The organism is Paucihalobacter sp., assembly GCF_036825875.1.
Taxonomy (GTDB): Bacteria; Bacteroidota; Bacteroidia; order Flavobacteriales; family Flavobacteriaceae; genus Paucihalobacter.
The window spans coordinates 66,158-78,485 of the sequence record NZ_DAISXK010000006.1 but is presented as its reverse complement, the minus strand read 5'-3'; the positions used below and the strand labels follow the sequence as shown (position 1 = coordinate 78,485).

At 35.4% G+C, this 12,328-nt stretch carries 12 protein-coding genes and 1 tRNA gene; 3 read left to right on the top strand and 10 right to left on the bottom strand.

Annotation, left to right across the window (positions count from 1 at the left end):
• Positions 1-28 precede the first annotated feature (28 nt).
• A complete protein-coding gene (locus V7Z48_RS03290) occupies positions 29-715 on the top strand; it encodes a LysE family translocator (protein WP_334111965.1) in 687 nt (228 codons plus the stop codon).
• Positions 716-1,295: 580 nt separating this feature from the next.
• Here the strand turns inward: V7Z48_RS03290 and V7Z48_RS03285 are convergent.
• Together V7Z48_RS03285 and folB are read right to left on the bottom strand one after the other, a co-directional pair.
• Positions 1,296-1,366, bottom strand: a tRNA-Cys gene (locus V7Z48_RS03285).
• Between the two features lie 68 nt (positions 1,367-1,434).
• On the bottom strand, positions 1,435-1,803 hold the full coding sequence (gene folB, locus V7Z48_RS03280; RefSeq protein WP_334111964.1) for a dihydroneopterin aldolase: 369 nt from the start codon (positions 1,801-1,803) through the stop codon (positions 1,435-1,437).
• A gap of 68 nt (positions 1,804-1,871) precedes the next feature.
• Between folB and V7Z48_RS03275 the strand changes: the two genes are divergently transcribed.
• Entirely contained in the window at positions 1,872-3,908 is a 2,037-nt protein-coding gene (locus V7Z48_RS03275; protein WP_334111963.1) for a glutamine--tRNA ligase/YqeY domain fusion protein, read from the top strand.
• Between the two features lie 40 nt (positions 3,909-3,948).
• Here V7Z48_RS03275 and V7Z48_RS03270 read toward each other — a convergent pair whose 3' ends face one another.
• The 6 genes from V7Z48_RS03270 to V7Z48_RS03245 form a co-directional block, all read right to left on the bottom strand.
• Positions 3,949-4,713, bottom strand: a complete 765-nt coding sequence (locus V7Z48_RS03270) for a YoaK family protein (RefSeq protein ID WP_334111962.1) — start codon at positions 4,711-4,713, stop codon at positions 3,949-3,951.
• A 3-nt stretch (positions 4,714-4,716) separates the two neighbouring features.
• Complete coding sequence (locus V7Z48_RS03265) at positions 4,717-5,205, bottom strand: hypothetical protein (protein WP_334111961.1); 489 nt, start codon at positions 5,203-5,205, stop codon at positions 4,717-4,719.
• A gap of 10 nt (positions 5,206-5,215) precedes the next feature.
• Positions 5,216-5,692 carry a hypothetical protein gene (locus V7Z48_RS03260; RefSeq protein ID WP_334111960.1) on the bottom strand — a complete coding sequence of 159 codons (477 nt, stop codon included), beginning with the start codon at positions 5,690-5,692 and terminating at the stop codon, positions 5,216-5,218.
• 86 nt (positions 5,693-5,778) lie between these two features.
• A complete protein-coding gene (locus tag V7Z48_RS03255; protein ID WP_334111959.1) occupies positions 5,779-7,152 on the bottom strand; it encodes an ATP-binding protein in 1,374 nt (457 codons plus the stop codon).
• Complete coding sequence (locus V7Z48_RS03250; RefSeq protein WP_334111958.1) at positions 7,142-7,849, bottom strand: response regulator transcription factor; 708 nt, start codon at positions 7,847-7,849, stop codon at positions 7,142-7,144. Before V7Z48_RS03250 ends, V7Z48_RS03255 begins: the two co-directional genes overlap by 11 nt.
• Before the next feature lie 155 nt (positions 7,850-8,004).
• The gene (locus V7Z48_RS03245; RefSeq protein WP_334111957.1) at positions 8,005-8,940 is read right to left on the bottom strand and encodes an SPFH domain-containing protein; all 936 of its coding nucleotides are present in this window, start codon (positions 8,938-8,940) and stop codon (positions 8,005-8,007) included.
• 73 nt (positions 8,941-9,013) lie between these two features.
• On the opposite strand from V7Z48_RS03245, the gene V7Z48_RS03240 reads away from it, so the two are divergent.
• Positions 9,014-9,700 (top strand): hypothetical protein, encoded by a 687-nt coding sequence (locus tag V7Z48_RS03240; protein ID WP_334111956.1) that lies wholly within the window; start codon positions 9,014-9,016, stop codon positions 9,698-9,700.
• On the opposite strand, the gene gltX is transcribed toward V7Z48_RS03240, so the two are convergent.
• The gene (gene gltX / locus V7Z48_RS03235; protein ID WP_334111955.1) at positions 9,697-11,214 is read right to left on the bottom strand and encodes a glutamate--tRNA ligase; all 1,518 of its coding nucleotides are present in this window, start codon (positions 11,212-11,214) and stop codon (positions 9,697-9,699) included. The genes V7Z48_RS03240 and gltX overlap by 4 nt on opposite strands.
• A gap of 68 nt (positions 11,215-11,282) precedes the next feature.
• Positions 11,283-12,323 (bottom strand): alkane 1-monooxygenase, encoded by a 1,041-nt coding sequence (locus V7Z48_RS03230; RefSeq protein ID WP_334111954.1) that lies wholly within the window; start codon positions 12,321-12,323, stop codon positions 11,283-11,285.
• Between the last annotated feature and the right edge of the window lie 5 nt (positions 12,324-12,328).

The following is a 12,328-nucleotide window of genomic DNA, read 5'->3' as shown; positions in this document are numbered from 1 at the left end:
TGCTAAATTTGCAGAAACCACCTTTTTAATGATAGACGATATTTTATCTGCTATTCCTTTTGGAATAATTTTGGCATTCACTGTGGGTCCAGTATTTTTTGTACTTCTAGAAACTAGTGCGACCAAAGGATTTAAAAGTGCTTTAATTTTTGATTTTGGAGTTATTTTAGCAGATATTTTTTTTATTGCAATCGCTTTTTACAGCACCAATAATTTAATTGAAAAAGTAAAGGACGATCCAAATTTTCTGTTGTTTGGTGGTGTATTATTAATAGTCTACGGTTTTATTTCTTTTATAAAAACCTCTAATTCTTTTAAATTAATTGTACGAGAATACAGAAAAGTTACCATCCAAAAAGACTACGCAAAGTTATTTATAAAAGGGTTTTTACTGAATTTTATCAATATAGGTGTGTTACTAGGTTGGTTGGGCTTTATAGTTATAGGTAGCTCAATAACTTCGGGCGAAAATGGCGTTTTGGTTTTTGTAATAACCATGCTAATTACTTATTTTATAGTAGATTTATTCAAAATCGCGGCAGCTAAACGTCTTAAAAATAAGCTAACACCTAGACTAATTTTTAAAACCAAAAAAATTATAGCCCTGGTTATTTTAGGCTTTGGGGTATTGTTATTAGTGCAAGGATTATTCCCAAATGCTTATCAGAAAAACAAACAGCGGATTGAGACTATAAGATCTTCCGAGCAGAAATAGTTGGTTTTACTGAGTGCTCATACAAGCAATATTATATTAAGACACAGATTTCATTGATTATCAAATATTTGATGATAAAATATTGGCTATTATAAAATTCATCTGTGTAAATTTTTGTAATCCGTATCTAACATTCTCCGTGAACCTCCGTGTTTCTCAGCGAACCTCTGTGGAATAAAGAAATGATTTTAAACCCAACTAAAAGCTGGTACTAAATCGCCATTGTATCAGCTTTTGCAGAGCTAATATTTAATTAATTTTTCAAAAAAATTAGAAATATATATCCCCGACTTAACGGGTTTAATTTAGAGGCAACAAGCGGATTCAATCCCAACTAAAGTCGGGACTAAGTCGCCGTTGTAGCAGCTTTTGCAGAGCTAGTATTTAATTAATTTTTTTAAAAAATTAGAAATAAAAAACCCCGACTTAACGGGTTTAATTTTGAGGCATCATGTGGATTCAATCCCAACTAAAGACGGGATTAAGTCGCCGTTGTAGCAGCTTTTGCAGAGCTAATATTTAATTAATTTTTTTAAAAAATTAGAAATAAAAAAACCCTCAAGTTTCCCTGAAGGTTTCGAGGCATCAAGCGGATTCGAACCGCTGTAGCAGCTTTTGCAGAGCTGAGCCTAGCCACTCGGCCATGATGCCAAATACCTGCGAATGCAGGTATCTTAAATTATACAGCAAAAGTATAAAAAATATACAGTTAACACTACTTAGTCTGAAATTTTTCGTCTTTCGGTTAATTTTATTGTTACCATTTCCACATCACCTCCAATTGGCGGGTTTATTTTACTAATACTTACCATAGCTTTTGTAACACGCTGGTCTTTAATAAATATTTTATTTATAATGCGCTGTGCAACGGTTTCGAGCAGTTTACTAGGTTTTGCCATTTCTTTTTTAACAATAGCATTTAGTAATACATAATCAACCGTATCTTCTAGTGCATCACTTTCAGCAGATATTAATAAATTTGCTTTCACCTCAATATCAACTCTGTAATCACTGCCAATAATTGTTTCTGCCGGCAAACAACCATGGTGGGCATAGACCTTAATGTTTTCAACCTTAATTATTCCCATATCATAAAATTAGAATGCAAATTTACCTAATTTTGCACACGTATTTTTGCTATTTAAAGCTTTAAGTTATGTTTGACGATCACAAATCACTCAATTTTATTGAGCATATTATAGAAGAAGATTTAAAAAACGGATTGCCAAAGTCTAAGCTGCGGTTTCGTTTTCCACCAGAACCCAATGGTTATTTGCATATTGGTCATACTAAAGCCATTGGTATTAGTTTTGGTTTGGGAGAAAAATACAATGCGCCGGTTAACCTCAGATTTGACGATACCAATCCAGCTAAAGAAGAACAAGCGTACGTTGATGCTATAAAACGCGATGTTGCATGGTTGGGCTATAAGTGGGCGAATGAATTGTATTCTTCCGATTATTTTCAACAATTATATTATTGGGCTGTTTTATTGATAAAAGAAGATAAGGCTTACGTAGATTCGCAAAGCAGTGAAGCTATGGCTGAACAAAAGGGTACTCCAACCGAGCCAGGCGTTGATGGTCCATATAGAAATAGAACTGTTGCTGAAAATTTAGACTTGTTCAATCGAATGAAAAACGGCGAGTTTAACGAAGGAACACATGTCTTGCGTGCCAAAATAGATATGCAGCATCCGAATATGCTGATGCGTGACCCTATTATGTACCGTATTTTAAAAAAACACCACCATCGTACAGGCAACGACTGGTGTATTTATCCCATGTACGATTGGACACACGGCGAAAGTGATTATATTGAACAAATATCACATTCACTGTGCTCTTTAGAATTTAAACCCCATAGAGAGCTTTACGATTGGTTTAAAGAGCAGGTGTATCCTTACCAATCCGAAGCGCTCCCTATGTTACCTAAACAACGCGAATTTGCCCGTTTAAATCTGAGCTATACTATTATGAGCAAGCGAAAGCTGCTAAAATTGGTTGAGGATGGCATAGTGAACGGTTGGGATGATCCACGTATGCCAACTATTTCGGGCTTGCGTAGACGCGGTTACACGCCAGAATCTATCAAGCAATTTATAGATAAGGTTGGTGTGGCCAAACGCGATAACATTATTGATGTATCGTTGTTAGAGTTTTGCATCCGTGAAGATTTAAACAAAACAGCGCCAAGGGTGATGGCAGTTTTAGATCCTGTGAAATTAATTATTGACAATTATCCAGATGATAAAGTTGAATGGATGGAGGCGGAGAATAATCAAGAAGACGAATCAGCAGGCTTTCGAAAAGTTCCGTTCTCAAAGATATTATACATCGAGCAAGACGATTTTAAAGAGCAAGCTAACAGTAAATATTTCAGACTTAGTTTAGGAAAAGAAGTCAGGTTAAAGAATGCCTATATCATAAAAGGTGAATCGGTTGTTAAAGATCATTCAGGTCGAATTGTTGAAATACATTGCTCATACGATCCCGATAGTTTAAGCGGAAGTGGTACCGAAGCCAGTCTCAGAAAAGTTAAAGGCACTTTGCACTGGGTTTCTGTTGAACACGCTATTAAAGCAGAAGTTAGAGAATACGATCGTTTGTTCATGGACGAAGCCCCGGATGCCCATCCAGAAAAGGATTTTTTGGAATTTATAAATCCAGATTCGTTAAAAATAATTCAAGCTTATGTAGAACCAAGTCTAAAGGAAGCTCAAGTAGGCGATAGGTTTCAGTTTCAGCGTTTAGGTTATTTTAATGTTGATAGCGATAGTACATCCGAAAAACTCGTATTCAACAAAACAGTCGGTTTGCGCGACACTTGGGCAAAACAAGAGGAAGCGAAAGAGCAAACACTAAAATCACAAGGACAAACTTCGCAGCAACCAGAGAGACCAGCAATAGAAGTTATAAAACAACTCGGTAAAAAGTATACAAATTTACCAACCGATAAACGGGCGAAGTCCAAAGAGGAAATTCAAAAACTAGCTCTTAAGGTTGGTTATGAAGACTTACAACCACTTTTTAATACCAATGCAAAGAAGGTTGGTACAAGAATCGCCACCCTTATTGCTTTGAAAGTACTTTTAAATAATGGGTTAGAAAGAAATGATGAAATCAATCAATTCATTGAAAATGCTTTATCCGACAACGATCAGGTTTTATTTAGCGAAGCGAGTAGTCTATAAATTTATTAGGATTTAAGAAAACATAAGTACTAAATCTTGGTTAAGAGTCAGTACTTATAGTTTTCCATTTATGAGATTTATATCTTTTAGCACGGATAAATTTGGTGACTTTTAGCTTTGAATAATCATACATGATGATAAGGCATATAACAATACAAGCCACTAAAAACACCATAAATTGGATGTTCAAGTATAAAATTCCAGCAAATACGCCACCTATCATATAAGACGTGACGATGCTAAAAAGTAATTTCGCTTTATCACGCAGTTCTTGTTTTTGCCTGTAACTTTTCTTAGTAAACATTGCTAAAAGAATTCCAACATCGGTGGTTAGACCTGTAAGGTGCGTGGTTTTCACGGCAAAGTTAGAAATACTTGCAGTCAAGCCGTTTTGAATTCCCATGGCGAACAGCATCAAGCCTACCATAATCTCTGTTTCTGTGAGTGTCTCTTTGTAGAAGAATTGTCCGTAAAGCCCGACTCCAAGCAAGCACAATAATTCTAATATTAAAGGAATGGCATGAGACAAGTGACTATTTTTATGCCTAGAGTGAATTACAATCATATTTGAAGTAAAATTCCCAAAAAAGAATAAAAAGATCCATGCAAATACTACCGCTGCTTGGTACCAATTTCCTTTCGCAATTTCCTCGGCCAAAATTGCATAGTGACCCGTTACATTTGAAGTAAACGCAAAGAAGATAATTACAGAAGCCACGTTTACCATACCTGCTGAAAATGCCGTTAGTGACCCTAATTTAATGTTGTCTTCTAATGTTCTACTATTACTGTATTTTCTCAGCATGGTTTAACCGTTTATTTTTCTGAACGTCATTTTTACAATTCCTTTAGCGTGTATATCTGAATCAAAATATAGCACCATTTCCTCTTGGTTAATCTTGTAAAGATTGTAAAACTCTTTGTTTAAATTGTTATGCTTAAGGGCTAGAATATTTCCGCGTCCTTTCAAGTTCCATTCAAGTGATTCGGCATTGCTGTTTTCACTTAACAATTTTAATTTACCATCCTTAGTAAATTCCCATGTTTCAGCTTCGTGAATAATGAGATTACTAATGATTTCTTTTTTTATATTTTCTGAAATACTTTTTACAATTGTGGTTCCAGTTGATGCATCTAGCTCTACCTTTTCATATTCCCAAGCAACTTCTTGCCATAAGCCTATAAGGTGTTCTTCTGGGCTACTACTACTCGAAAACATAGCCAAAAATAAACCGATGGCTAGCGAGAAGAAGACAATGTAAAAAGCACCAAAACCAGGTTTAGGCAACTTTTTCATTACGATTTTTTTAAGCAAAAATTCGTGAAACGCTATCCAAAGTGTAATCTAAAGACGTGTCTTGTGTTTCTACTTGCACCACTTTAGGCGTTGAATTTTTAATAAAAGGCACAATGTCAAAACTTCTTTTGTGAACCTTTTTCAGTTTGTAGTTTACAGGTACAAATGCTTCTTCTATATTGTGAGATTCTAAATAGCTTTTGAAAGCTTGGTTATTGTACCCAATAAAAATATCGGATTGAATAGAGTTGATTTGCGATTCAAATTTATTTTTGATAATGTCTTTTGCCTCTCTGAATGCTTTGTTTTCTAGACTTTTAATGATGGCATATTTATTAAAAAATAATAAATCAGAAATAGAATTCGAAAGTTCATAGCCATGAACTAAAATAATATCTAACCTTTCGTTTTGATTATCTGCTAAGGCTTGCTTGAGAACAATAAGTGAATCAACTGTGAAATCTGTAGGAACTAAAATCTTTTTCATCTTGTTTTGTTTTTAATTGCAATACAAAATTAATACGAGCATATTAGAGCCTTTTAAAGATGAGATTAGAATTAGATTAGAATTTACTAAATTGAATAATTTCCTATTGGAAGTTTTATTTCTACAATAGTTCCAGCATTTACAACAGAATTAATATTCATTTCACCGCCATGAATGTTAATTACATTTCTGGTTAAAGGCAAACCAATTCCATAACCGTCAAAATTTTGTACATTAGAGGCTCTAAAAAACGGATCGTAAATAAACTGTAGTTCTTCTGGAGGAATACCGATGCCTTTATCCTTGATTATTATAATCACTTGCGATTGCGATGCCCCAAGGGAGACTTGAACATCTTGGTTAGATGAATATTTACATGCGTTTAAAACTACGTTAGAAAAAGCCAGATGCAATAATTGTTCGTTGCCCTTTACCTTTAATTTTGTTGGAGATTCGGGTAAAAGGCTAAAATCTAAATTGATTTTAGCTTTTGGATTTATCTTTAAAACTGTTTCTTGAACATCTAGTAACAGCTGGTCCATTCTAACTTTATCAAAGGTTTGAGTTTTGCCGTTGTAACCTGTACGAGCTAATAATAATAAGGCACGTGTTTTTTTGTCAAGTTTTTCAGCTTCTTCCAAAATTACGCTTAAGGATTCGATATAGTCTTCGGGATTCCTGATTTTAGAAAGCGCCACATCTGCTTCGCCAATTATGGACGTTAATGGCGTATTTAATTCATGCGACGCGTTACTAATAAAGTTTTTTTGAGTTTCAAAAGCTGTTTCAATTCTGTCCAGCATATCGTTAAAGGTTTTTGCCAGTACTGATAATTCATCGCTTTTATCACCAACTTCTAAGCGTAAGTGCATATTTTCAGAACTAATACTTTTAACCTTGTTGGTTACAGCTTTTAAAGGGTCTAATATTTTTTTAGAAATCCATACACTCGTACCAAATATAATGGTTAGTGCAACTAGAATTGATACTAATAAAAGATTTTTTAAATATTTACTTTTATTGGTACTGTATAAATTTTCGGCCGATACAACCGATACGTATTCTTTATTATTAGCCTTATAAACAACACCAGAATAAAACAAAGGACCTATTTTAATGTTATCGGCACCCTCGCTTATTATGTTAGCTAAAAAGGTTTCATTAACGCCCATATTTTGTGCTTCAGACTGCAGGTTGGCGGTTGCAATTTCAAAAATGTAACTTTGTTCATTGGGAAGTGTTTCTAAATATCCTTTTCTGAATTCACGAATAGTATTAACGTCTTGTTCTAAGTTTTCCAATTCAATTTTAGCTGTTGTAACAGCCCGTAATTCAAGACGTTTAAAAAAATCCGTATAAGAATAACGGGCGACTGCAAAATATATAAAGACACTGAACAGCAGAGTATAGCCCGAAAATATACTCGCCAAAAAAAGCACAATTTTTGTTTTAGTCTTCATCGTTAAGCTTTAGAACGTAACCCATACCTATCACGGTTTGAATAAGTCTAGGCTGGTTATATTTTTCTAATTTTTTCCTGAGATAGTTAACATATACATCAACCACATTGGTACCCATATCAAAATTCACACCCCAAACAGATTCGAGAAGTTCTATTCTCGAGAACACCTTTTTTGGGCTTTTAATAAAGACTAATAGCAATCGGTATTCTGTTGAGGTGAGTGACAGTTCCTGTTCGTTTCGGACAACAGTTTTTGTGCTGTCGTTTACCTCAAGGTTCATAAATGTATATACATCGTCGATTGAAGTACTAATACCGAAATCGCTGGAACGTCTAAGTAGCGTTCTAATACGCGCTACGAGTTCAATAAATTTGAAAGGTTTTATGAGATAGTCGTCTGCGCCAGAACTTAATCCCAATACCACATTTTCTGCACTTCCGAGCGCTGTTAAAAAAAGTATGGGCGTTTTATTATTGTTAGAGCGAATTTGTTTACACACTTCAATACCGTTAATATTAGGTAACATAATATCTAGAATTACCAAATCGAATTTATTGGTTTTGAGCATATTTAAGCCCGTTTCACCGTCAAAAGCTATACTGACTTCGAAAGATTCTTCGGTTAAACCCTTGTTTATAAAAGAACAAACACGCGGATCATCTTCAACTAATAAAATTTTGTTCTTTTTACCCATACCTAGATAGGAAGTTTTTAGAAATTTTTAATGAAATACAAATATAGGATTTAGATTTTTTTTTAATCCATTTTAGGTCAAACAAGGCGGACTTATAAAAATAGCGAATTGCCACGGCTATTAATTTTTAATCTTAGGCAATTTGTGAATTGCCGCTACTTTTTATTTTTGGCTTCCTGTTCGCGCTCTTGTCGTTTCATAGCTTCTCCAATTTGATTACTAGCCGTAAAACTGGCTACCATATTATTGAGCATATCGCTACCTGTTTGCGGCGAATTTGGCAATAAAATCAAGTTACTATTGGTTTCTTCACCTAAGGATTGCAAGGTGTCGTAATGTTGGGTTACTACAATAAGGGCAGAGGCTTCTTGTGAATTGATACCTACACGATTTAAAACTTCAACAGATTCTTCTAATCCTCTAGCAATTTCCCGTCGCTGGTCTGCTATACCTTGTCCCTGTAGTCGTTTGCTTTCGGCTTCGGCTTTGGCTTTTTCAACTATTAGAATGCGTTGTGCATCACCTTCATATTGTGCAGCAATTTTTTCGCGTTCGGACGCATTAATGCGGTTCATGGCCGATTTAACTTGCGCATCGGGATCAATATCGGTAACTAAGGTTTTTATTATGTCGAATCCGTAATCCGTCATATAGTCGTTAAGTTCAGATTTTACCGCATTGGCAATATCATCTTTTTTCACAAAAACATCATCTAACTTCATTTTTGGTACTTCGGCACGAATCACATCAAATACAAAACTGGTAATTTGCTCGTGTGGGTAATCTAAACGGTAAAATGCGTCGTAGACTTTTTCTCGTATCACCATGTATTGTACAGACACTTTTAATTTCACAAAAACATCGTCTAAAGTTTTGGTTTCGACCAGCACATCAAGCTGTTGTATTTTTAAACTTAAACGTCCAGAAACTCTATCCACTAAAGGGATTTTCATATTCAATCCGGATTGTCGTATACTATGAAACCTTCCGAAGCGTTCAATAATGGCAGCAGTTTGTTGCTTTACTACAAAAAATGCGGATATAAGAATAACTAGGGCAATAAAAATAATAGGAAACAAGTAGATATTCATAATTCAAAAATATTTTAAGTGAAAAATTTACGAATTACTAATTTACGTTATATTTAACCAAACCAAAGTAAAAATGATGAGAAATATTAGTTGCTTCTTATTAGTAGCAATTTGTTTAGGATTTGTTACAAAAATGGATGCCCAACACAAGAGATATGCGATTCAAAATGGTTTTGGAATTCAGGGAGGTTTAACCCAATTTGACATTATAACTGATAATTTCACTACAAAGGCTAACACTGGTTGGATTGGTGGTTTATCGGCCTACGTTGACATCCCTCATAAATGGTATAATGTGAGTTATGTAATACAGCTTTCTGAAAACAGCCTAGATGTTGGTGCATCGCCATCGGGTTTATCAGAATCGGAATTTGTAGAATACAAAATGCTAACAGCGCAAATGGGTTTGTTGATGCATGCAAAATTAGCCAACAGATATTTAACACTCGACTTTGGTCCGATGCTTCAATATAACGGCGAATTGGAGCAAAAAGACAAGACTAAAGGAAACTATATTATAAACGGTTACAATAATTTGTTAGTGGGAGATCTTACGGAAATCTCTCAGTTTAACGTAGACGGTGTTGTTGGCATAACCGCAGGTTTTGATAATTTGAGGTTGCGTGCTCATTATATCTACGGATTTACAAACATTCTCAATAAACTTAATGACCAGCAGCTCGATGTTGATGGTAATTCCTCAGGCAAGTTTAAGGGTAATCAGTCTATGCTAGCTTTTAGCGTATTTTTTTTATTTTAAATTGAAGCCGTAAAACGCTGAAGCCTTGAAAGTGTTTCGGCCTTTCCTATCATAAATGCAATTTGAAACACATCGGGTCCTTGCAACGAACCTACTAGACTTAATCTCATAGGCATCATTACTTTACCAAATCCAATACCTTGATTTGTAATCCACTCTTTAATGGTATTTTGGTAATTTTCTGCACTGCTATCGTCAATTTTAAAGACAACATCTATCAATTGCCCCAAGACAGCTTTAGTGTCGTCCTTAACTGCCTTTTTAAGTGCAGCGTCGTCGTAAGTTTTTGGTGTTTGAAAAAAGAAATGACTTAATTCCCAAAAATCTGAAATAAAGGTAGCACGTTCTTTAATTACTCCAACCACTTGGGTGATGTAATTTAAATTAACCGAGGCTAGTGCTTCGGTATATTGTTTAAATTTAACAGCAAGTGCTTCATTAGACTGTTGCTGCATATAGTGGTGGTTAAACCATTTTGTTTTATCAGGATCAAAGCGCGCGCCAGATTTATGAACACGGTCTAGATCAAAACTTTCAATTAATTGTTCCATAGTAAATATTTCCTGCTCTGTACCTGGGTTCCAGCCTAAAAGAGACAGAAAATTAACGACCGCCTCAGGAAAGTAGCCAGATTCTCTATATCCAGAAGCTGTAGCACCGGTTTCCTTATCGCGCCATTCTAAAGGAAATACTGGGAATCCCAATTTTTCGCCATCTCGCTTGCTAAGTTTACCTTTTCCTGTCGGTTTTAAAATAAGTGGTAAATGTGCAAATTCTGGCGCGTTCCAGCCAAAAGCGTCATAAAGTTGGTAGTGTAAAGCCAAGGACGGCAGCCATTCTTCGCCACGAATTACGTGTGTGATTTCCATTAAATGATCATCTACAATATTTGCCAGGTGATAGGTTGGCATACCATCACTTTTAAATAGAACTTTATCGTCTAAAATATTGGTGTCTATTTGAATATCGCCTCTAATAATATCTTTAAGATGAAGTGTTTGGTCTTTTGGAGATTTAAAACGAATTACATAATCTTCACCTGTATTTATCTTGGCTTCTACCACTTCTTTTTCTAATACTAGGGAATTGACAAGTTTTCCTTTTTCGCGGTTGTGCCAATTGTAAATAAAGGTTTTGCCTTGTGCTTCGTGTTCTTTTCTGAGTTCTTCAAGTGCTTCGGCTGTATCAAATGCGTAATAAGCTTTTCCTTTTGACACTAATTCTTCGGCATACTGACGATAAATGTGTTTGCGTTCACTTTGTTTATAAGGGCCAAATTTACCGCCTTGTTGCGGTCCTTCATCTATGGTAATGCCGCACCAATTTAAGGCGTCGATGATGTATTGTTCGGTACCTGGCACAAACCTTTTTTGGTCGGTATCTTCAATTCGCAGTATAAAAGTGCCGTCGTGTTTTTTTGCGAATAAATAATTGAAAAGGGCTGTGCGAACACCGCCAATATGGAGCGGTCCAGTTGGACTTGGTGCAAAACGCACTCTTATGGATTTACTCATTTTATGATTGTATTTTGAGAAACAAAGATAATAAGTAAGCCTTACTTAAACTTATATTTGTGGGAGTTTTATGATATCATTTCCTTGGGAATGCGCTTATTCATTACGCCGAACCACAACGGTGGAAAAAGCGCCATAACCATAGAAGTTGGATAGCCAAAAGGCATTTGCGGGCTCACATCATGGCAATCTAATATTTGATATTTTTTAGATGATTTATAATGGTGGTCGCTGTGTCTGGTAAGTTCGTACAACACAATTCTGCCAACAATATGGTTAGAATTCCATGAATGAATTTCGCGTACGCGCTCGTATTTTCCGGATGGTTTTTTAAGACGAAGCAAACCATAATGCTCAATGTAATTAACGGTTTCGAGAAGAATAAAGCCACCGATTCCTGCCAAAAACGCAAATAATAGCACTGTTGGACCAAAAAACACAAGTATTAAGGCGAGATAGCCGATTTGGAAAAGAGCAAACCAAAACATATCGTTATATAAAGAAAAGAAACCGCGCTGATTATTTTGCAATAATTTAAGTTGAATACGCCAAGCACTAAAATATTGTCTGAAACTGGATGTTAACCAAAAGCTATAAACGCTTTGATTGTATTTTGCCGTTGCAGGATCTTTTGGTGTTGCGGCATGCAAATGATGGCCGTAATTATGTTCTATGTAAAAATGCATGTAGTGCGACGGTAGCAGCAATAATTTTCCCAAAAAACGCTCAGGTGTTTGTTGTCTGTGACCCAATTCGTGAGCGACATTAATTCCGTTTACGCCAAGTACAATTCCCAAAGAAAATATAAGTCCAATGAGTTCATATAGTTCTAAATTATTTTGGCTTACCACCATAAAACTGTAGTACAATAAACCAAAAACGACCGGTATATTTAGGTAAAGCAACCAATCGAATAATTTGTTTTTTAGTTTATGATTAGCGTTTGCGGTCGATAAATTATCATTATCTATTGGGAGTAATAATTCCAGAACAGGAATAAAAACGAAAGCGTAAACAGGAGTTGCAAACACCCAGTAGTTTTGAAACTTTAGCCCTATTATGCACACCAAAGGGATGGAAAAAGCCGCTAAATATTTTAAATCTTTCATGAGAT

Excerpts from the sequence above, each read along its gene's own strand:
- V7Z48_RS03290 (WP_334111965.1), top strand. The coding sequence starts at position 29 with ATGATAGACGATATTTTATCTGCTATTCCTTTTGGAATAATTTTGGCA.
- folB (WP_334111964.1), bottom strand. The coding sequence starts at position 1,803 with ATGGGAATAATTAAGGTTGAAAACATTAAGGTCTATGCCCACCATGGT.
- V7Z48_RS03275 (WP_334111963.1), top strand. The coding sequence starts at position 1,872 with ATGTTTGACGATCACAAATCACTCAATTTTATTGAGCATATTATAGAA.
- V7Z48_RS03270 (WP_334111962.1), bottom strand. The coding sequence starts at position 4,713 with ATGCTGAGAAAATACAGTAATAGTAGAACATTAGAAGACAACATTAAA.
- V7Z48_RS03265 (WP_334111961.1), bottom strand. The coding sequence starts at position 5,205 with ATGAAAAAGTTGCCTAAACCTGGTTTTGGTGCTTTTTACATTGTCTTC.
- V7Z48_RS03260 (WP_334111960.1), bottom strand. The coding sequence starts at position 5,692 with ATGAAAAAGATTTTAGTTCCTACAGATTTCACAGTTGATTCACTTATT.
- V7Z48_RS03255 (WP_334111959.1), bottom strand. The coding sequence starts at position 7,152 with ATGAAGACTAAAACAAAAATTGTGCTTTTTTTGGCGAGTATATTTTCG.
- V7Z48_RS03250 (WP_334111958.1), bottom strand. The coding sequence starts at position 7,849 with ATGGGTAAAAAGAACAAAATTTTATTAGTTGAAGATGATCCGCGTGTT.
- V7Z48_RS03245 (WP_334111957.1), bottom strand. The coding sequence starts at position 8,940 with ATGAATATCTACTTGTTTCCTATTATTTTTATTGCCCTAGTTATTCTT.
- V7Z48_RS03240 (WP_334111956.1), top strand. The coding sequence starts at position 9,014 with ATGATGAGAAATATTAGTTGCTTCTTATTAGTAGCAATTTGTTTAGGA.
- gltX (WP_334111955.1), bottom strand. The coding sequence starts at position 11,214 with ATGAGTAAATCCATAAGAGTGCGTTTTGCACCAAGTCCAACTGGACCG.
- V7Z48_RS03230 (WP_334111954.1), bottom strand. The coding sequence starts at position 12,323 with ATGAAAGATTTAAAATATTTAGCGGCTTTTTCCATCCCTTTGGTGTGC.